The organism is Pseudomonas sp. BF-B-30, from assembly GCF_019956305.1.
Lineage (GTDB): Bacteria > Pseudomonadota > Gammaproteobacteria > Pseudomonadales > Pseudomonadaceae > Aquipseudomonas > Aquipseudomonas jessenii.
The window spans coordinates 1-22061 of record NZ_JAHBDG010000021.1; the positions used below are offsets into that span (position 1 = coordinate 1).

4 protein-coding genes and 1 pseudogene are annotated in these 22061 nt (G+C 64.2%); all 5 read left to right on the plus strand.

Annotation, left to right across the window (positions count from 1 at the left end; genetic code table 11):
• The first annotated feature begins 124 nt into the window (after nt 1-124).
• On the plus strand, nt 125-859 hold the full coding sequence (locus tag KGB29_RS12570) for a thioesterase II family protein (RefSeq protein ID WP_150814765.1): 735 nt from the start codon (nt 125-127) through the stop codon (nt 857-859).
• 256 nt (nt 860-1115) lie between these two features.
• On the plus strand, nt 1116-10352 hold the full coding sequence (locus KGB29_RS12575; RefSeq protein ID WP_223616443.1) for a non-ribosomal peptide synthetase: 9237 nt from the start codon (nt 1116-1118) through the stop codon (nt 10350-10352).
• Nucleotides 10353-10404: 52 nt separating this feature from the next.
• The gene (locus KGB29_RS12580) at nt 10405-11463 is read left to right on the plus strand and encodes a TauD/TfdA family dioxygenase (protein ID WP_218544044.1); all 1059 of its coding nucleotides are present in this window, start codon (nt 10405-10407) and stop codon (nt 11461-11463) included.
• Nucleotides 11464-11474: 11 nt separating this feature from the next.
• Complete coding sequence (locus KGB29_RS12585; RefSeq protein WP_223616444.1) at nt 11475-14573, plus strand: non-ribosomal peptide synthetase; 3099 nt, start codon at nt 11475-11477, stop codon at nt 14571-14573.
• 83 nt (nt 14574-14656) lie between these two features.
• Nucleotides 14657-22054: pseudogene (locus KGB29_RS28885) on the plus strand (amino acid adenylation domain-containing protein); the annotation flags it as partial.
• Nucleotides 22055-22061 lie beyond the last annotated feature (7 nt).

Below are 22061 nucleotides of genomic sequence, written 5' to 3' on the forward strand. Positions count from 1 at the left end.
GTCGACATCAATGTTGCATGACACGACGCCTTCGCGAGCAAGCCCGCTCCCACAATTGGGTCTGCGACTAATTCCGGCTACACCTCATCCGTTCTCTTTACAGATAACTTTCGAGGAAAGCCCGGTGACCCCGCTGACATTGCTGTGCCTGCCCTATTCGGGCGCGAGTGCCATGGTCTATAGCCGTTGGCGGCGAAAACTGCCGGAGTGGCTCAAGCTGCAACCGGTGGAGCTTCCGGGGCGGGGCGCGCGCTACGGTGAGCACTTGCACACCGACATGCGCCGTCTGGCGCTGCAACTGGCCCAGGAACAGAAAGCCACGCTCAAGGCGCCGTATGCGTTGTTCGGCCACAGCATGGGGGCGCTGCTGGCCTGCGAGATGGCCCATGCGTTTCGCTCGCTGGGTTGCCCGGAACCGGTGGCGCTGTTCGCCTCGGGCACCGCCGCACCGACGCTTCGCGCCGATTACGACCGTCAGTATGCCGAGCCGAAAACCGACGCCGAACTGATCGAGCAATTGCGCACCCTCAACGGCACCAGCGAAGAGATCCTGGCCAATGAAGAGTTGATGAGCCTGACCCTGCCGGTGCTGCGCGCGGACTTCCTGCTTTGCGGGCGTTTCGAGCCGGTGCAGCGCCCGTTGCTCAGGTGCCCGGTGCACGTGCTCGGCGGCAAGACCGACCGCGCCACCGCCGAACAGTTGATCGGCTGGAGCCAGGAAACCCGTGGCAGTTTTTCGGTGGACATGCTGGCTGGCGGGCACTTCTTCATCCATGAGCAGGAAGCGAAGGTGCTGCGGGTGATCAAGGATCAGCTTGAGGTGCATCATCGGCGGCATTCCATGGCTGCCGTGGGTTAACACCACTCCCAAATTTCACCCGATCCCTTGTGGGAGCGGGCTTGCTCGCGAAAGCGGTGCGTCAGTCAAATACATGGCGCCTGACACACCGCCTTCGCGAGCAAGCCCGCTCCCACAAGGGGGGGTGATGTTCTTGTAACCCGCGCTCTACCGCCCCCTGATACTTGTTCCCATCCGCTAATTTTTCCCGCCTGCATTCGTTTTATAGGGACGACGCGCCCTTGCGCCTGCTGCCTACTGATGCGGATGCCGATAGATGAATGCTGAAGACTCCTTGAAACTCGCTCGCCGGTTTATCGGGTTGCCCCTGGAAAAGCGTCAAATGTTCCTTGCGGCCTTGCACAAGGAGGGCGTGGATTTCGCCCGTTTTCCGATTCCGGCCAGCATCGAGGCTGAGGATCGCCAGGCGCTGTCGTACGCCCAGCAACGCATGTGGTTTCTCTGGCAACTGGATCCCCGCAGCGGTGCCTACAATCTGCCGGGCGCGGTGCGGCTGATCGGGTGCCTGAACCTGTCGGCGCTGGAACAGGCGTTCGCCAGCCTGGTGGCGCGGCATGAAACCCTGCGCACGGTGTTCGCCCGTCAGGCCGATGACAGCCTGTTGCAAGTCCCGGCCACCGCGCCGCTGGTCATCGAGCAGGTGGATTTCAGCGCACTGCCCGCCGAGGAGCGCGAACGTGCCGTGGCTGAAACCGCCGAACAGCAATCGGTACTGCCGTTCGATCTGTCGACCGGTCCGCTGCTGCGGGTCACCTTGCTCAAGCTCGCAGGACAAGAGCACGTGCTGTTACTGACCCTGCACCACATCGTCTCCGACGGCTGGTCGATGAACGTGCTGATCGACGAATTCATCCGCTGCTACGACGCCTTCGATGCCGGCACGCAACCGCAGCTGACGCCGCTGCCTATCCAGTACAGCGACTACGCCCTGTGGCAGCGCCGCTGGCTGGAGGCGGGCGAGCAGGCGCGGCAACTGGCGTACTGGCAGTCGCAATTGGGCGATGAACATCCTGTGCTGGAACTGCCGCTGGATCATTCGCGCCCGGCGATGCCGAGCTATCGTGGTACCCGCTACGAATTCGCGGTCCAGGCGCAACTGGCCGAGCAACTGCGCAGCACCGCACAGAAGCACAACATCACCCTGTTCATGTTGTTGCTCGGCGCTTTCAACACTTTACTGCATCGCTACACCGGGCAAACCGACATCCGCGTCGGCGTGCCCATCGCCAACCGCAACCGCGCGGAAATCGAAGGCTTGATCGGCTTCTTCGTCAACACCCAGGTGCTGCGTACCCAACTGGACGGCCAGACCCGGGTCGACGACCTGCTGCGCGCCATCAAGGAAACCGCCCTTGGCGCCCAGGCCCATCAGGACCTGCCGTTCGAACGCCTGGTCGAAGCGCTGAAACTGGAGCGCAGCCTCAGCCACACGCCGCTGTTCCAGGTGATGTACAACCACCAGCCGCATGTGGCCGACATGGCCTCGGTCAGCACTGCGTCCGGCCTGGAGCTGGGCAGCATCGACTGGCAAAGCCGCACCACCCAGTTCGACCTGACCCTCGACACCTGGGAGAAGGGCGGCAAGCTGCACGCCGCGCTGACCTACGCCAGCGACCTGTTCGAGGCCGATACCATCGCGCGCATGGCCCGGCACTGGACGCGCCTGTTGCAGGCGATAGTCGACGACTCGACGCAAAAAATCGGCGAGTTGCCGATGCTGACGGCGGATGAGCAGCAAGTGCTGGTGCAGGACTGGAACCGCACCGCCGAGATCTATCCGGTCGAGCAGTGCATGCATCAGTTGATCCAGGCCCAGGCCGAACGCACCCCCGGCGCGCCGGCACTGGTGTTTGGCGATCGTCAGCTCAGCTACGCGCAACTCGACGCCCGCAGCAATCAACTGGCGCACTACTTGCGCGAGCAGGGTGTCGGCCCGGATGTGCTGGTGGGGATCTGTGTCGAGCGTTCACTGGAGTTGGTCATCGGCCTGCTGGCGATTCACAAGGCCGGTGGTGCCTACGTACCGCTGGATCCGGAATACCCGGCTGAACGCCTGGCCTACATGATCGAAGACAGTGCGATTGGCTTGCTGCTCACCCAAAGCACTTTACTCGGCGCACTGCCCACCGAAGGCGTCAAGGTCATCGCCCTGGATCAGGAGCAAGACTGGCTCGACGGCTACAGCGAGTCCTGCCCGCCAGTTGAAGTGCATCCACTGAACCTGGCCTATGTGATCTACACCTCCGGCTCCACCGGCAAGCCCAAAGGCGCTGGCAACAGTCACGCGGCGCTGGTCAACCGCTTGTGCTGGATGCAGCAGGCTTACCGGCTGGATGGCAGCGACTCGGTGTTGCAGAAGACCCCGTTCAGTTTCGATGTGTCGGTGTGGGAATTCTTCTGGCCGCTGATGACCGGCGCGCGCCTGGTGGTGGCGCCACCGGGGGCGCATCGTGAACCGGCGCGGTTGATCCGCCTGATCGGTGACCACTGCATCAGTACGCTGCACTTTGTGCCGTCGATGCTCCAGGCGTTCATCCACGAGCCGGGTGTCGAGGTGTGCACCGGTCTCAAGCGCATCGTCTGCAGCGGTGAAGCCTTGCCGCTGGATGCCCAATTGCAGGTGTTCAAAAAGCTGCCGGGTGCCGGGTTGTACAACCTTTACGGCCCGACCGAGGCGGCCATCGACGTCACCCACTGGACCTGCATCGACGAAGGCGCCGACAGCGTGCCCATCGGCCGGCCCATCGCCAACCTGCGCACCCATGTGCTGGATGCACAATTACTGCCGGTTCCGGCCGGCGTGGCGGGGGAGTTGTACCTCGGTGGCGCCGGGCTGGCGCGCAGTTATCACCGGCGTCCGGCGCTCAGCGCCGAGCGTTTTGTGCCGTGCCCCTTCCATGACGGTGCGCGCTTGTACCGCACCGGCGACCGCGTGCGGCAGCGCGCCGATGGGGTGATCGAATACCTCGGGCGCCTCGACCATCAAGTAAAATTGCGCGGCCTGCGCATCGAACTGGGGGAAATCGAAACCCGGCTGATGCAGCATGCGTTGGTGCGTGAGGCCGTGGTGCTGGTACAGGGCGGCAAGCATCTGGTGGCGTATCTGGTGCTGGAAAACGCCAGTGCCGACCCGCAGTGGCCACAAACCCTCAAGGCCTGGCTGCTCGACAGCCTGCCGGAATACATGGTGCCCACCTACCTGATGCCGCTGGACGCCTTGCCGGTGACCGCCAACGGCAAGCTCGACCGCAAGGCTTTGCCGCCGCCCGACGCCACGCCGCAGCAGGTGTTCGTTGCGCCACAAGATGCGATGCAGATCGCGCTGGCGCAGATCTGGCAGAACGTATTGGGCGCAGAACCTGTGGGCCTCGAAGACAATTTCTTCGAGCTCGGCGGCGACTCGATCATTTCCATCCAGGTGGTCAGCCGTGCCCGCCAGGCGGGCATTCGCCTCAGCCCGCGGGATCTGTTCCAGTACCAGACCGTGCGTAGCCTGGCGCTGGTCGCGGCGTTCGACAGCCGCAGCACTGTCGATCAAGGCCCGGTCAGTGGCGAGGTGATCCTGACCCCGGCACAGCATTACTTCTTCGAACAGGCCATCGCCCAGCGTCAGCACTGGAACCAGTCGCTGCTGCTGACGCCCCGGGAAGTGCTGAATCCGCAAGCGCTGGAACGGGCGTTGGTCACCGTCATCAACCACCACGACGCCTTGCGCCTGCGCTTCATCGACGGTGCCGAAGGCTGGCAGCAGCGCCACGCAGCGCCAGTCGAATCAGCTGGATTGTGGCAACGTCGGGCGTCTTCGACCGAAGCCTTGACCGCCCTGTGCGATGAAGCGCAACGCAGCCTCGATCTGGCAAGCGGGCCGCTGCTGCGTGCCTTGCTGATCAGCCTCGACGATGGCAGTCAGCGCCTGTTGCTGGTGGTTCATCATTTGGCGGTGGACGGGGTGTCATGGCGGGTGTTGCTCGAAGACTTGCAACAGGCTTACCGGCAAGTGGCGCTGCCCGAGAAAACCAGCGCCTATCAAGCCTGGGCCGCGCATGTGCAACAGCATGCCGGCACCTTGCCTGGGCAAATGCCGTACTGGCAGGCGCAACTGGCGGATGCCCGGGACCTGCCGTGCGACACCCCCCGGGGCAGCTTGCAGCAGCGCCACGGGCACAAGATCGAATCGAAACTGGATGCCGAACTGACCCGCCAGTTGCTGCAACAGGCCCCGGCGGCCTATCGCACCCAGGTCAATGATCTGTTGCTCACGGCGCTGGCGCGGGTCATCTGCCGCTGGAGCGGGCAGGGCTCGACGCTGATCCAGCTGGAAGGCCACGGCCGCGAAGACCTGTCCGACGACCTCGACCTGAGCCGCACCGTCGGCTGGTTCACCAGCCTGTTTCCGCTGCGCCTGCAACCCGAGGCCGGGATGGTAAATTCGATCAAGTCGATCAAGGAGCAACTGCGCGCCATTCCCGGCAAAGGCCTGGGCTATGGACTGCTGCGCTATCTGGGCGAACCGGCGCAGCGCCAGGCCCTGCAAGACTTGCCGGCGCCACGGATCACCTTCAACTACCTGGGGCAGTTCGATCGTCAGTTCGACGACGCCGCGCTGTTCGTCCCGGCCCCGGAAAGCGGCGGCCAGGCTCAGGGCGACGATGCACCGCTGGCCAACTGGCTGACCGTGGAGGGCCAGGTCTATGGCGGGCAGCTCTCGCTGCAATGGGGCTTCAGCCGTGACATGTTTGCCGAGTCCACGGTGCAGCGACTGGCCGATGCCTACACCGAAGAACTCAAGACACTGATCGAACATTGCTGCGCGACAGCGCCAGGCCAGGTTACGCCGTCGGACTTCCCGCTGGCGCGCATCATCCAGGCACAACTCGATGCCTTGCCTGTTGCGGCGCCGGCCATCGAGGACGTTTACCCGCTGACGCCGATGCAACAGGGCATGCTGTTCCACACCCTGTACGAACCCCAGGCCGAGGCCTACATCAATCAATTGCGCCTGGACATCCAGGGCCTGGAACTGGCCGCGTTCGGCCGGGCCTGGCAAACGGCGATCAACCGACACGACATCCTGCGCAGCAGCTTCCACTGGCTGGGGCTTGAGTGCGCGCATCAGGTGATTCATCGCCAGATCGACCTGCAACTGCAAGTGATCGAAGCAGCCGACATCGATCTCGATGCACTGGCCGCCGAGGAGCGCAGCCGTGGCTTCGAACTCAGCGCCGCGCCATTGTTCCGCCTGCTGCTGGTGCGTCGGGGCAGTGAAGGCTGGCACCTGATCCATACCAGCCATCACATCCTCATGGACGGCTGGAGCAACGCCCAGTTGCTCGGCGAAGTGATCCAGCACTATGCCGGCCAGACGTTGGCCAGGCCGTTGGGGCAATACCGCGACTATCTGGGCTGGATTCAACAGCAGCCGCTGCTGGCCGCCGAACAGTTCTGGAGACAGGCGCTGGCGCCGCTGGAAACGCCGACGCTGCTGGCGCAAGCCTTGCCGACGCCTGCCCATGGGTACGGCATGGGTGAACATCAATTGACCCTTGAAAGCGCCGCGCTACAGCGCCTGAGCGATTTTGCCCGCCAGCAGAAAATCACCCTCAACACCTTGCTGCAAGGCGCCTGGGGCCTGCTGTTGCAACGCTACACGGGCCAGTCCTGTGTGGCGTTTGGCGCAACGATTGCCGGACGCTCCGCGCCGCTGCCGGGCATAGAGCAGCAGTTGGGGCTGTTCATCAACACTTTGCCGATCATCGCCGCGCCGCAAGCGGGGCAGTCGGTGGCCCAGTGGCTCAACGACCTGCAAGCCCTGAACCTGAGCCTGCGCGAGTTCGAACACGTGCCGCTGTACGACATTCAGGGCTGGGCCGGGCAACAGGGGGCGCTGTTCGACAGCCTGCTGGTGTTCGAGAACTTCCCGGTGGCCGAAGCCCTCAAGCAAGGGGCGCCGGCGGGCCTGACCTTCGGTGCGCTGCACAATCACGAAATCACCAGTTACCCGCTGACCCTGGGCATCGAAGTCGGCGCCAGCCTGCGCCTGGATTTCAGTTTCGACCGAACCCGGTTCAGTGCCGCGCAGATCAGCCAGTTGGGCGCCAGCCTGTTGCAGGTGCTGGAGCAGTTCGTCGCACAGCCACAACAGGCATTGGGCGCGGTCAGCTTGCTGGATGCACAGGCGCAAGCAATGGTGCTGGCGTGTTCCCGTCCGCCGGCGCCGCCAATCGATAGCCCGTTGTTGGCTCATCAGCGGTTTGAGCAACAAGCGGCACGCACCCCCGATGCGCTGGCGGTGATGGTCGGTGACGAGCGCCTGACCTACGCCCAGCTCAATGCGCAAGCCAACCAGCTCGCCCATCGCCTGCGTGCCCAGGGCGTGGCGCCGGGGCAGCGGGTGGGCCTGTCGGTGCGGCGCAATGGGCAGATGATCGTCAGCCTGATGGCGATCCTCAAGTCCGGCGCCGGTTATGTGCCGCTGGACCCGGATTACCCGGCCGAGCGCCTGGCCTACATGATCGAAGACAGCGGCATGGACCTGCTGCTGGCGCAACCGGGCCTGCTGGCCGATGTAGCGCTGCCACAAGGTTTGCCGCGCCTGGCGCTGGAGCCGGGTGCAGACACCGGGTATTCCACCGACAACCTGATCAACCTCGTCAGCGCCGAAGACCTGGCCTATCTGATCTACACCTCCGGCTCCACCGGACGCCCGAAAGGCGTGTGCCTGGCCCATGCCGCACTGCGCGAGTTTTGCGTGATCGCGGCGCACTATTCACAACTCACCCCGCAAGACCGCGTGCTGCAATTCGCAACGTTCAGCTTCGACGGCTTTGTCGAGCAGTGCTACCCGCCATTGTGCGTGGGCGCGGCGCTGGTGATGCGCGGCGATGAACTGTGGGACACCGACACCCTCTATCGCCAGATCATCGAGCATGGCGTGACCCTGGCGGATTTGCCGGCGGCCTACTGGTTCCTGCTGTCTCAGGAGTGGGCCGCGCACCCGCAGCAGGACAAGGGGCGTTTGCGTCAGGTCCACGTCGGTGGCGAAGCCATGTCGCTGGAAGGTTTGAAGCTGTGGCACGCCGCCGGCCTGGGCGATGTGCGCCTGCTCAACACCTACGGGCCAACCGAAGCCACGGTGGTGTCCAGTACCCACGAATGCACACTGGCCGATACCCGCAATCACATTGGCGTGCCCATCGGCAAAGCCCTGCCGGGGCGTGCGCTGTATGTGCTGGACAGCGAAGGCCACCTGCTGCCGACCGGTTGCGTCGGCGAATTGTGCATCGGCGGCGACGCCGGCCTTGCCCAGTGTTATCACCAGCGACCGGGCTTGAGCGCCGAGCGCTTCATCGCCGATCCGTTTTCCAGCACGCAGGGGGCGCGGCTTTACCGCAGCGGCGACCTGGCGCGCTATCGCGAGGACGGTGCGCTGGAGTACCTGGGACGCATCGATCATCAAGTGAAAATCCGTGGTTTCCGGGTTGAGTTGGGTGAACTGGAAGCGCATCTGCAAGGCTTGCCGATGATCAGCGAAGCCGCGGTGCTGGTGCACGAAGGCGTTGGCGGCAAGCAATTGATCGGCTATGTGGTGCCGGCTTCAGATGAACTGCTGGACGCTGATGCGCGTCAACTCACCGACACCGTGCGCCGCGCCCTGGGCGAGCGCCTGCCGGAGTACATGCTGCCGGCGCAACTGGTGTTGCTGGCCGCGTTGCCGCTCAACCGCAACGGCAAACTCGACCGCGCCGCGTTGCCGGCCCCGCAGGTCTGGGAGGCCGACGTCGGCAGCGCCCCGCAAGGCGCACTGGAAATCGAACTGGCGCAGATCTGGCGGCAGGTGTTGCAGGTCAGTCGCGTCGACCGCGAAAACAGCTTCTTCGAACTGGGCGGGCACTCGTTGCTGGCGACACAAATCGTCTCGCAGATCCGCCAGCGCCTGGGCCTTTCGGTGAGTTTGCGCAGCCTGTTCGAACACCCGCGCCTCGAGGATTTCGCCGCTCAGGTGCAGGCGCTGCAACACAGCTGTGAGCGCCCGGCGCTGGTGGCGGATACCTCTGGCGAACGCCAGCCGTTGTCCTTTGCCCAGCAGCGCTTGTGGTTCCTGTGGAACCTGGAGCCGGACAGTTCGATGTACAACATGCCGGGTGCCTTGCGCCTGCGCGGCGAACTGAACCTCGATGCCCTGCGCCGAACCTTCGAAACCCTGGTGCAACGTCATGCCGTGTTGCGCACCACCTTTTACGAAGAAGACGGCCAGGCCTGGCAGCGGGTGCACGGACAATTGCCGTTGAGCTTCGAGGCCAGCGACCTGCGGCATCGACCGGCGCCGGACGTCGAAGCGCAGCAACTGGCCCGCGAGGAGGTCGCCCGGCCATTCGACCTGCGCCACGGTCCGTTGCTGCGGGTGCGGGTGCTGCGGGTCGCGGATGACGAACATGTGCTGTTGCTGACGGTGCACCACATCGTCGCCGATGACTGGTCGTTCCGCGTCCTGATCAATGAGTTCGTCAGGCTTTATCCAACCCTCAACCGTGGCCAGACCCCGCAACTGTCGGCGCACAGCGTGCAGTACGCCGACTTCGCCAAATGGCAGCGCCAGTGGCTGGAGCAGGGCGGCGAGTTGCAGCGCCAACTCGACTACTGGCAGCAGCGCCTTGCCGAGCCACAAGCGGTGCTCGAGTTGCCCGCCGATGGCGACCGGCGCACGGCGCAAGAAGGCGCCAGTGCTCATTTCACCTTCAGCGCCGAACTCAGCCAGCAGGTGCGCGACTTTGCCCAACAGCGCGATCTGTCGCTGTTCATGCTGCTGCTGGCCGGTTTCACCCTCGTCCTGCGCCAGCGTACCGAGGTCAGTCGGGTGCGTATCGGCACCGATATCGCCAACCGAAATCAAGCCGAGCTTGAAGAAATGGTCGGCTTCTTCGTTAACCAATTAGTACTGCAAGTGGAGGTCGATGCCGAGCAGTCGGCGGCGCAGTTGCTGGAGGCCTGTCGCCGGGCGGTGCTGGAGGCTTCGGACCATCAGGACCTGCCGTTCGAGCGTCTGGTGGAAGCCTTGCGCTTGCCGCGCCGGGCCGGCCGTTCGCCGCTGTTCGACATCAAGCTGATCTACCAGGAAGGCGTCGGTCGCTTGTCGTCGATGGAGGGCCTGGAGGTCGAGGACTTCCCGTCCGGGCGCCAGGCCGCCGAGATCGGCATGGTCGCCGCGTTCTACAACGATGCCGAGCACATTCACCTGAGTTTCGAAACGCCGGTGGGCCAGTACCTGCCGAGCACGCTGGAGTGTTTGTTCGAACAGATCCGGGCGGTACTCCAGGCGCTGATACGCGCTGACGGAGTGCAGGTCGGTGAGTTGCTGGACCTGGCCGCCGATGTGCAACGCCGTGCCGATGCGCGCTTGAGCGAGCAACGCAAGGCGTTGCTCGGCGGCGCCATGGCGATCAAGCGCCGCTCGGCGAACCGTGGCGCACCGGTAACGCAATCCGCGGCGGACTGATTCAGTCGGCGGCGCCTTTGAGCGCCGCCGTCAACATTTTCTGGAGGGGTTTATGACCGTTTCAACGACCAAGTCCATTCCCAAGATGGGTCGTGGTGCCCGCAAGAGCCTGTCCACCGATCCGACGCGGCTGGTGAGTTTTGCGCCGATGTTCGAAGGCCTCAGCATGCCGCTGGTGTGCCGTCCGGCCGTGTCCGGCGTGAGCCTGGTGGAATGGGCGACCCAGAATCGCGTGCTGATCGAAAGCAAGCTGCTGGAACACGCGGTGATCCTGTTCCGTGGCTTCCAGGTGGCTGATATCGGCGAGTTCAACCGCTGCGTCGACGGGATTTCCGGCGGCGCCCTGGAGTACCTGTTCCGCGCCTCGCCACGGACCCAGATCAGCGGCCAGTTCAAGATCTACAGCTCCACCGATTACCCGGCGCCGGAGAAAATCTTCCCGCACAACGAGCACTCGTATTCACCGGTGTTCCCGCGTCACCTGTATTTCTACTGCGACACGCCGTCGACCACCGGTGGTGAAACACCCTTCGGCGATACCCGCCGGATCCTCGCGAGGATCGACCCGGCGGTGCGCGAAGAGTTTGCCCGCAAACGCATCATGTACGTGCGCAACTACGGCGACGGCATGGGCCTGCCATGGCAGACCGTGTTCCAGAGCGAGGATCGCAGCGAAGTCGAGGCCTACTGCGCCAAAATCGGCATCCAGGCCGAATGGAAGCCGGGCAACCGCCTGCGCACGCGGCAGAACGGCCCGGCCATCGTGCGCCATCCACTGACCGGCGAGCGCATCTGGTTCAACCACGGCACCTTCTTCAACGCACTGACCCTGCCGGACAGCATCCGCGACAACCTGCTGCGTGAATTCGGCCCGCAAGATTTGCCGCAAAACACCTTCTTCGGCGACGGCTCGCCGATTCCCGAGGACGTGATTCGTCACCTGCAAGGCATCTACCGCGAGGTGATGGTCGAGTTCGCCTGGGAGAAGGGCGACGTGGTCCTGCTCGACAACATCCTCAGCGTGCATGCGCGCAACGAATTCACCGGCTACAGAAAAATCCTCACGGCCATGGCCATCGCGCAGAAAAGCGCCGACCTGGATCAGGAATAAGGACCCCCGACATGAACACCACCGCCCTCGAACCTTCGGTAGACGTATTCCAGACTTCGGCCCAGCAGGCCTTTTATTTGCGGGCCCAGGAGCTGGGCGCACGACCGCTGTTCGCCGCGCTGACGTTGCCGGTCGCCCGGCCAGTGGACGCCCAGGCATTGCGCAGGGCACTGGAAACACTCAGTCAGCGCCATGAAATCCTGCGCACGCTGTACCGTCGTCTGCCGGGCATGAAGTGGCCGGTGCAGAGCCTGTGCGATGGGTTGCCGCTCACCCTTCCGGGTAACCAGCCTTCAGTGGCCGGTGCCTTGAGCCGCAGCCGTGAAGTCATGGTTGAAGATTCGAATCAGGCGCTGGTGGTGGCGCAGGTTGAAGACGAGGCAGGGCAGTCTTTCATCACCCTGCTGACCCCGGCATGCAGCATCGACGAGGCATCGCTGCGGGTGCTGGCGAGTGAACTTGGCAGCCTGTTGCGTGGTGAAACCCTGGTCGACGACGAGGACGCGCTGCAATACCTGGACTACAGCGCATGGCAGGAAGAACTGTGCGAAGAGGACATCGGCCACCAGGGCGCGGCGTTCTGGCGCAACCTGCAATCGCAGTTCGTCGTGGCTCATCGCGTGCCGTTCGAAAAAGCTGTCGAAGTCACTCTGGTTCGTCGTCAGGCAACATTGATTGACGCCCCATGGCCTGCTGGCGTGCAACGGGTCGCTGCCGAAACGGGCATTGAGGCAGAGCAATTGGCGCTTTTGCTGTGGACTGCATTCGTTGCACGCATCGGCCACCAGGAAAAGCTGCTGATGGGCTGGCAGGTGGAGGGGCGCAACGAGCAAACCGTCGCCACCCTCGGACGCTTCGCCCGGCGTTTGCCGGTGGCCTTCGAGCACCGCAGCCAGCAGACACTGGCACAAGCGTTGGTGGCGTTTGCCGCCAGCGTCGAACAGTCGCTGTCGTGGCTCGATTGCCTCAACGAATTCGAACTGAGCGCCGAAGGTACCGCGCCGCTGCGTTACGGCTTCGTCTATCAGGCCGCCCTTGAAAGCGCTATCGAGGTGGACGACGGCAACCCCGAAGTCCTTCGCCTGCGAGTGCAGGGCGATCAGTTGCAGTTGTCGTGTTTTGACGGTGCGCTGCCCGAATCGATGCTGGTTGAATGGCTGGAGCAGTTTGTCGAGTTCAGTCACCAATTGCTGGGTTCGCCCGAAATGACCCTGGCTCAGGCGACTCAGGTCAATGACGCACAACTGACCCGATTGGTCGAAGGCTTCAACCCGAACGCCACCGAGCAGGCATTGCCGTTCCGCTTCCTGCAAGAACTGTTCAGCGAACAGGCGCGCCTGCATCCGCAACGGATCGCCCTGAGCGTCAACGGTCAGCGCCTGAGCTATGCCGAACTGGATGCACGCTCCAATCAGGTGGCCAATGCCTTGCGCGGCCAAGGCGTGACCCCGGATGAAATTGTTGCGGTCTACGGCCAGCGCTCCCTGGAAATGGTCATCGCCCTGTTGGGCACGCTCAAGGCTGGCGCTGCGTACTTGCCGTTGGACCCGAACTACCCGATCGAGCGTCTGGCGTTCATGCTCGCCGATACCGGCGCGCGCCATGTGCTGGCCTGCCAAACGCTGCCGGATGCATTGCCCGGTGAGCGGACAATTTCCCTGATGCCGGGGGCCGAAGTCTGGTCCGCCGCGCAAACCCGGCCTGAGCCACAAGGCGACAGCGCCAATCTGGCCTACGTCATCTACACCTCCGGTTCCACCGGAAAACCCAAGGGCGTGATGATCAGCCATGCCAACGCCGTGGCCTCGACCCTGGCGCGCAATGCCTTTTATCGACAGCCGCTGCGCGGGTTCCTGATGCTCTCGTCATTCTCCTTCGACAGCTCGGTGGCCGGGGTTTTCTGGGCGTTGGGGCAGGGCGCGCCCCTGTGCCTGCCGGACGAAGACAGCTACAAGGATCCGGCGCAACTGGCGGCGCTGATCCAGCGCGAGGAGATTTCCCACTACCTGACCTTGCCGTCGTACCACGCACAGATTCTCGAACACCTCGACCGCCAGGCGCTGGCCTGTGTGATCGTCGCTGGCGAAGCCTGCAGCAACGCACTGGTACAGCGACATCGCGAGGCATTGCCGGAGGTGGCGCTGGTCAACGAATACGGCCCGACCGAGGGCACCGTGTGGTGTTCGGCCTGGGAGTTGCCCCTCAGCGATGATGACGACAGCATTCCCATCGGCCAGCCGATTGCCGGCATGCGCATCCACGTGCTCGGCCCGGATTTGCAACCGGTGGCCGTGGGCGTCGAGGGTGAGCTGTATGTCGGCGGGGCCGGCATTGCCCGAGGTTATCTGCAACGGGCCGCGCTGACGGCCGAGCGTTTTGTCCCCGACCTGTTCGCAAAGCCGGCGGGCCAGCGCCTGTACCGCACCGGCGACCTGGCGCGCTATCGCGCCGATGGCGTGTTGGAGTATCTGGGGCGGGTCGATCACCAGGTGAAAATCCGCGGTTTCCGCATTGAGCTGGGCGAAATCGAGTCGGCCATGCGCAACGCGCCGGGCATCGAGGACGCCGCCGTGATTGCCCGGGAAACCCCGACCGGCCCGCAATTGCTGGGCTTCGTGGTGTCCCCGGCCGACACCGCCGACATCCGCCTCAACGAATTGCGCAGCCACTTGGCCGAGGCACTGCCCGAGCACCTGCAACCGGCGCGCTTGCAGGTGCTGGAGCGCTTCCCGTTGATGCCCAACGGCAAACTCAATCGCCAGGCCTTGCTCGATCTCGATGTGCGCCGCAGCGTCTTCGTGGCGCCGCGCAACGACCTGGAAAAAAAACTGGCGGCGATCTGGGCCGAAGCGCTGCACGTCGAACGCGTCGGCGTGCACGACAACTTTTTCGAACTCGGCGGGCACTCGCTGCTGGCCACGCGCATTCGTGCGCGGATTCAGGAAGAACTGAACCTGGCGATCCCGCTCAAGCTGTTTTTCGACGGTGACACCCTGGAACGCCTGGCGGCGCAGATCGAGCAGTTCCGTCAGCACAGTGAACATAAAGAAAACGATGTAGACGCCCTTGAAGCGTTGTTCGACGAAGTGGATGAGGAACACGCGCGATGAGTGCTGCACCGGACAGAATGATGACCCTGGCCCAGCGTTTCTGCGGCTTGAGCGCGGACGCCCGGCGCGCGTTGCAACAGAAGATGCATGCCCAGGGGCTGACCCTGGAACTGCTGCCGATCCCGCCACGGGACCGCGCCGTCGACACGCTGCCGGCGTCCTACGCGCAGCAGCGCTTGTGGTTCCTCTGGCAGATGCAGCCCCAGGCCACTGCCTACAACCTGACCGGTGCCTTCCGCCTGAGCGGCGAACTCAACCCTGAGGCGCTGGCGCAGACCCTGAGCGCGCTGGTGCAGCGTCACGAAGTGCTGCGCACTACCTTCGTTTTTGACGACCGGCAAGTGCTGCAAAAGATTCACCCACGGATGGATGCGCCGCTGCTCGAAGTCAGCGCTGGCGACGAGGCCGAACTGCAGCGGCAGATCGCCCTGAACGCCGAGCAGCCGTTCGACCTGCACAGCGGTCCGTTGATGCGCTGCCGCTTGATCCGCCTCGATGCGCAGCAACATGTGCTGGTGCTGACCTTCCACCACATTGTCACCGACGGCGGTTCGCTGCCGATCCTGTTGCAGGAGTTCACCCGGCTCTATGCACAACTGAGCGCCGGGCAGGCCCCGCAACTACCGGAGCCGGGCATTCAGTACGCCGACTTCGCCCGCTGGCAGCGCCTGTGGCTGGAGGCCGGCGAGGCCGAACGCCAGCTCGATTACTGGCGCGTGCAGTTGGGCCGCGAACACCCGCCACTGAACCTGCCGACCGACCGTCGTCGCCCGGCGATCCCGAGCCAGCAGGGTGCCAGCGTCGAGCTGGAAATCTCCACTGCGTTGACCGCCCAACTGCGTGATCTTGCCCGCCGCGAAGGCTGCACCCTGTTCATGGTGCTGATGGCAGCGTTGCAGACACTGTTGCATCGCTACAGCGGCGAGCAGGACATTCGTGTCGGCGTGCCGATTGCCAACCGCACCCGCCAGGACGTGGAAAACCTGCTGGGCTTTTTCGTCAATACCCAGGTGTTGCGCAGCCAGCCACGGGCCGACCAGCCGTTTGGGCAATTGCTGGCCGAGATCAAGGCCGCGGCGCTCGGCGCACAGGCCCATCAGGACCTGCCGTTCGAGCAACTGGTCGATGGCCTGGGCGTGGAGCGCAGCCTGAGCCACACGCCTCTGTTCCAGGTGATGTTCAACCACCAGCGCGACAGTGGCGGTCCGCAACGCTGGGACCTGCCGGGGCTGAGCGTCGAACCGCTGATCTGGGATGAGAAAACCACCAAGTTCGATCTGATGCTCGACACCGTCGAGGGCGACGAGGGCATCCACGCGTCGTTCGTCTACGCCACTGAGCTGTTCGACGCCTCGACCATTGAGCGTCTCGGCCGGCACTGGCTGAACCTGTTGCAGGCGATTTGCACTGACAGCACGATTGCCTTGGCGGACCTGTGCATGCTCGACGCCTCCGAGCAGCAGGCCACCTTGCGCGACTGGAATCGCACTGCCGGGTTGAACAGCGATCAGGCGAACCTGCTGTGTGCCCATCAACTGATCGAAGCCCAGGCCGCCGCGCACCCGAACAACATCGCCGTGACCTGCGACGGCGTCACCCTCACTTACGCCGAACTGAACCGAAGCGCCAACCGCATCGCCCATCGCCTGCGCGAGCGCGGCGTCGGCCCCGATGTGTTGGTGGGCATCGCCCTGGAGCGTTCGCTGGAGATGATCGTCAGCCTGTTGGCGATCCTCAAGGCCGGTGGCGCCTACGTGCCGCTGGACCCGCAATACCCGCAGGACCGCCTGGCCTGGATGCTCGCCGACAGCGGCACGCGCCTGTTGCTGACCGATTCCGCGCTGTTGCCACAGCTGCCGTTGAACGAAGGCATTGAAGTGATCTGCCTCGATCACGCCAGCGACTGGCTGCTTGAAGCCAGTGCCGACAACCTGCCGAACCTGACCGCTCCAGCGAACCTGGCCTACGTCATCTACACCTCCGGTTCCACCGGCAAACCCAAAGGCACGCTGCTGCCCCACAGCAACCTGACGCGGCTGTTCAGCGCCACCGAGCACTGGTTCGGTTTCAATGCGCAAGATGTGTGGAGCCTGTTCCACTCCTATGCCTTCGACTTTTCCGTGTGGGAAATTTTTGGCGCGTTGTTCTACGGCGGCAAGCTGGTGGTGGTGCCCCACGCGGTCAGCCGCTCCCCGGAAGACTTCGCCCGCTTGCTCAGTGATGAGGGAGTCACGGTACTCAACCAGACCCCTTCGGCCTTTCGCCAGTTGATGCCGTTCGCCTGCGCCAATGCGCCAGACATGTCCCTGCGGTATGTGGTGTTCGGTGGCGAGGCGCTGGACGTGGCCAGCCTGCGTCCGTGGTATGACGCCTTCGACGACCGGCAGCCGTTGCTGATCAATATGTACGGCATCACCGAAACCACCGTGCATGTGACCTACCGGCCGCTGTCCCGCGCCGACCTCGATGGCGCCAATAGCTCGCCGCTGGGGGAGCCGATCGGCGATCTGCGCTGGTACGTGCTCGACCCGCGCCTGAACCCGGTGGCCAAGGGCTGCGTCGGTGAGCTGTATGTCGGCGGTGCCGGCCTTGCTCGCGGTTATCACCAGCGGCCCGATCTGACCGCCACGCGGTTCGTGCCGGACCTGTTTGCCGCCGAGTCGGGTGCGCGCCTGTATCGCACGGGCGATCTGGCGCGTTATTGCGCCGATGGCAGCATCGAGTACGCCGGGCGTATCGACCATCAGGTGAAGATCCGTGGTTTCCGCATCGAACTGGGGGAAATCCAGGATCGTCTGCAAAGCCATCCGGCCATCGAGCAGGCGCTGGTCCTGGCACCGCAGGTCAATGGCAGCCCGCAATTGGTCGCGTGGTTCACCTCGACCGGCGACGACAGCGATTTGCGCCACTCCCTGCGTGAACATTTGCAGGCCGGTTTGCCGGACTACATGGTGCCGGCGCATCTGATCAAACTCGACCAATGGCCGCTGACCGGCAACGGCAAACTCGATCGCGCTGCATTGCCCAAGCCCGACGCAACGCTGGCGCAGCAGGCCTACACGGCGCCGATGGATGAGCTGCAAACCGAATTGGCGGCGATCTGGCAAGACGTGCTCAAGCTCGAGCGCGTAGGCATCGACGACAACTTCTTCGAACTGGGCGGCGACTCGATCATCTCGATCCAGGTGGTCAGCCGAGCGCGTCAGGCCGGGATTCGCATCACCCCGCGGGACCTGTTCCAGCACCAGACCGTGCAGAGCCTGGCGAAGGTCGCGGTACGCAGCGCCGGGTTGCTCATCGACCAGGGATCGGTGCGTGGCGAGGTGCTGCTGACGCCGATCCAGCACTGGTTCTTCGAGCAAGACATCGAGGCCCGTCACCACTGGAACCAGTCGCTGCTGCTGGAACTGCGCGAGCCGCTGGACAGCGACAGCCTGCAACAGGCCTTGGCCGCGCTGGTAGAACATCACGACGCGTTGCGTCTGCGGTTGCGTAATGTCGACGGCGTCTGGCAACAGGCCCAGGCCGAGCAGTGGAACAGCGCCGAGGTGCTGTGGCAGCGCCAGGCCGCCAATGCCGATGAACTGCTTGAACTGTGCAACGCCGCGCAAGCCAGCCTGAATCTGCAGGACGGCCCGCTGTTGCGCGCCTTGCTGGTGGACATGGGCGCGGCGGGCCAGCGCCTGCTGCTGGTGGTGCATCACCTGGCGGTGGACGGCGTGTCCTGGCGATTGCTGCTGGAAGATTTGCAAACCGCGTATCAACAAGTGCGGCAAGCTCAACCCCTGCGTCTGCCAGCGAAAACCAGCGCCTACCAGGCCTGGGCCGCTCGCCTGCAAACTCATGCGCAAAGTGCTGTATTGGCCAGCCAAGCCAGTTACTGGCAAGACCAGTACCGCGACGTACAGGTGCAACTGCCCGCCGACAACCCCCAAGGCAGCCTGACCAGCCAGCATGCCGTGAGCGTGGAAACGTTGCTCGACAGCACATTGACCCGCCAACTGCTGCAGGACGCCCCGGCGGCTTACCGCACCCAGGTCAACGACCTGTTGCTGACGGCACTGGCGCGGGTGTTGGGCAACTGGACAGGTCAAACTTCGACGCTGGTGAAACTGGAAGGCCATGGCCGCGAAGACCTGTTCGACGACATCGACCTGACCCGCACCCTGGGCTGGTTCACCTCGATCTTCCCGGTGAAACTCACCCCGGCGGGCGATCTGGCTGCAAGCATCAAAGCAGTCAAGGAACAGCTGCGCGCCGTGCCCGACAAAGGTATCGGCTTCGGCATCCTGCGCTATCTGGCGGACGCCGGCCTTGAGGATCTGCCGTCACCGCACGTCACCTTCAACTACATGGGCCAGTTCGATGCCAGTTTCGACGAACAGGCGCCGTGGCGTCCGGCCCGGGAAAGCGGTGGCGCCGAGCAGGGCGCATCGGCCGAACTGGACCGGGGCCTGAGCATCAACGGTCAGGTGTATGCCGGGCAACTGCGCCTGAGCTGGACCTTCAGCGGTGACGTGTTCAACCTGCAGACCGTGCAGCGTCTGGCCGATGCCTACGCCCTGGAGCTGCAACGGCTGATCGAACATTGCCTGAGCGGTGCCGGCGGGTTGACCCCGAGCGACGTGCCACTGGTGCGCGTCGATCAGGCGCAGCTGGATGCCTTGCCGCTGGCGGCCAGCCAGATCGAAGACATCCTGCCGCTGTCGCCGATGCAGCAAGGCATGTTGTTTCACAGCCTGTTCGCCCCGGATGCCGGGGCCTACGTCCCGCAGATGCGCGTGGATGTGCAGGGGCTCGACGTCGAGGCGTTCCGCGATGCCTGGCAGCAGACGCTGCAGCGCCATGAAGTGCTGCGCGCGGCGTTCTTCAGCGAAAGCAACGGCTCGCGGCCGTTGCAAGTGATCCTGGCCGACGCCACGCTGCCGCTGACCGTGCTCGACTGGCGCGATCAACCCAAGGTTACCGGAGCGCTGGATCGCCTGGCCGAGGACGACCGTCTGCGCGGTTTCGACCTGACACTGGCGCCGTTGCTGCGCCTGACCCTGGTGCAGACCGCCGATGACCGCCATCACCTGATCTTCACCAACCACCACATCCTGCTCGACGGCTGGAGCACTTCGCAGTTGTTCGGCGAAGTGCTGCAGCGGTATAGCGGAATCATGCCGGCGCCGAGTGTTGGCGGTTATCGCGATTACATGACTTGGCTGGGCACCCGCGATCGCGCCGCATGCGAAGCGTTCTGGCTGGAGCAATTGCAGTCGTTCACCGAACCGACCCGACTGGCCGGCGCCTTGCCGGGGCCGGTTGCCGGGCAGGGCGATGCTCATCGCACCCTGCACCTGAGCCTGGACCGCACAGCCACCGAGCGCCTGAGCGGGTTCGCCCGTCAGGCCCGCGTCACGCCCAACACGGTGCTGCAAGCGGCGTGGCTGTTGCTGTTGCAGCGCTACACCGGGCAGCAAACAGTGGCGTTCGGCGCCACGGTGTCGGGGCGTCCAAGCGAATTGCAAGGCATCGAGCAGCAGATCGGTCTGTTCATCAACACCTTGCCGGTGATCGCCACACCGCACCCCGAGCGCACGGTCAGCCAATGGATCGATGAAGTCCAGGCGCTCAACCTCAAGTTGCGTGAAGTCGAATACACACCGCTGGCGGATGTACAGCGTTGGGCCGGTCACTCTGGCGAGGCGCTGTTCGACACGCTGCTGGTGTTCGAAAACTATCCGGTGGCCCAGGCGCTGGAGGAGGGCAATGCCAGCGCGCTGAAGTTCTCCGGCATCAGCAACCACGACCAGACCAGCTTCCCCCTGGCCATCGCCGCCGAGCTGGGTGAATGCCTGGATTTGCGTTTCAACTACGACACGGCGCTGTTCAGCGCCGAAGCCATTGAAGGCTTGAGCACACGTCTGCTTGCATTGCTCGATGCCATGGTCAGTGCGCCGCAACTGCCATTGGGGTGCTTGAACCTGCTCGATGCCGCACAAGCGGCGCAGCAGATCGAGGGCTTCAACCGCACCGCGCAGGCCTGGCCGGATGTGCGTCCGGTTTACCAGTGCTTCGAAGCCCAGGTGCTGCAAACCCCGGAGGCCCCAGCCCTGGTATTTGCCGGCCAGACCCTCAGCTATCGCGAACTCAATCGACAGGCCAACCGGCTGGCGCACTACCTGCGCAGCCAGGGCGTCGGCGCCGAAGTGCTGGTGGGCATTGCCGCCGAGCGTTCGCTGGAACTGGTGATTGGCCTGCTGGCGATCATGAAGGCCGGTGGCGCCTACGTGCCGCTGGACCCGGACTACCCGCGCGAACGCCTGGAGCACATGTTCGACGACAGCGGCGTACACCTGCTGCTGACCCAGCGTCATTTGCTTGAGCAGTTGCCGATTCCGCCCGCCACCACGGCGATTTGTCTCGATGACATGGCCGGTTTGCTGGACGACCTGAGCAACGAAAACCTGCCCTGTGTGGTCGAGCTGCAATCGCTGGCCTACATGATCTACACCTCCGGCTCCACCGGCAAACCCAAGGGCGCGGCCAACCACCATGAGGCCTTGTACAACCGCTTGGCGTGGATGCAGGGCGCCTATCCGCTGGACGGGCGCGACACCGTCTTGCAGAAAACCCCGTTCAGTTTCGACGTGTCGGTCTGGGAGTTTTTCTGGCCATTGATGACCGGCGCACGCCTGGCCGTGGCCGAGCCGGGTGCCCATCGCGATCCGGCGCAACTGGTCAGCCTGATCGAGCCGTACCAGGTCAGCACCCTGCATTTCGTGCCGTCGATGCTGCAGGCGTTCGTGCAGGGCGAAGGCTTCGAGCGTTGCGCCAGCCTGCGGCAGGTCATGTGCAGCGGCGAAGCCCTGTCGGCGGACTTGCAGCACAGCCTGTTCCGCGTGCTGCCCAACGTTGGCCTGTACAACCTGTACGGCCCGACCGAAGCGGCCATCGACGTGACCCACTGGACTTGTGTCGACGACGGCGGCTTCAGCGTGCCGATCGGTTATCCGATTGCCAACCTGGTGACCTACATCCTCGACGACAGCCTGCAACCGCAAGTGGCGGGCTGCGTTGGTGAGCTGTACCTGGGCGGCATCGGCCTGGCTCGTGGTTATCACAACCGCCCGGAGCTGACTGCCGAACGCTTCGTCGCCAGCCCGTTCGGTGAGCAGGGCGAGCGCCTGTACCGCACCGGCGACCTGGCTCGATACCGCGAGGACGGCGTGATCGAATACGTCGGGCGCATCGACCATCAAGTGAAGATCCGCGGCTTGCGCATCGAGCTGGGGGAAATCGAGGCCTGCCTGCTGGAGCATCCATCGGTGCGCGAGGCGGTGGTGATCGCCCTCGACGTTGGCAAGTCCAAGCAACTGGTGGCTTACGTCACAGGTCCTGCTGCCGTTGATCCACTCAAGCAACACTTGCGCAACGCGCTGCCCGAGCACATGCAGCCGAGCCACGTGCTGCTGCTCGATCAGTTGCCGGTGACGCCCAACG

Bases quoted from the DNA above. Each gene is read 5' to 3' on its own strand.
- KGB29_RS12580 (WP_218544044.1), top strand. From the start codon at position 10,405: ATGACCGTTTCAACGACCAAGTCCATTCCCAAGATGGGTCGTGGTGCC.
- KGB29_RS12575 (WP_223616443.1), top strand. From the start codon at position 1,116: ATGAATGCTGAAGACTCCTTGAAACTCGCTCGCCGGTTTATCGGGTTG.
- KGB29_RS12585 (WP_223616444.1), top strand. From the start codon at position 11,475: ATGAACACCACCGCCCTCGAACCTTCGGTAGACGTATTCCAGACTTCG.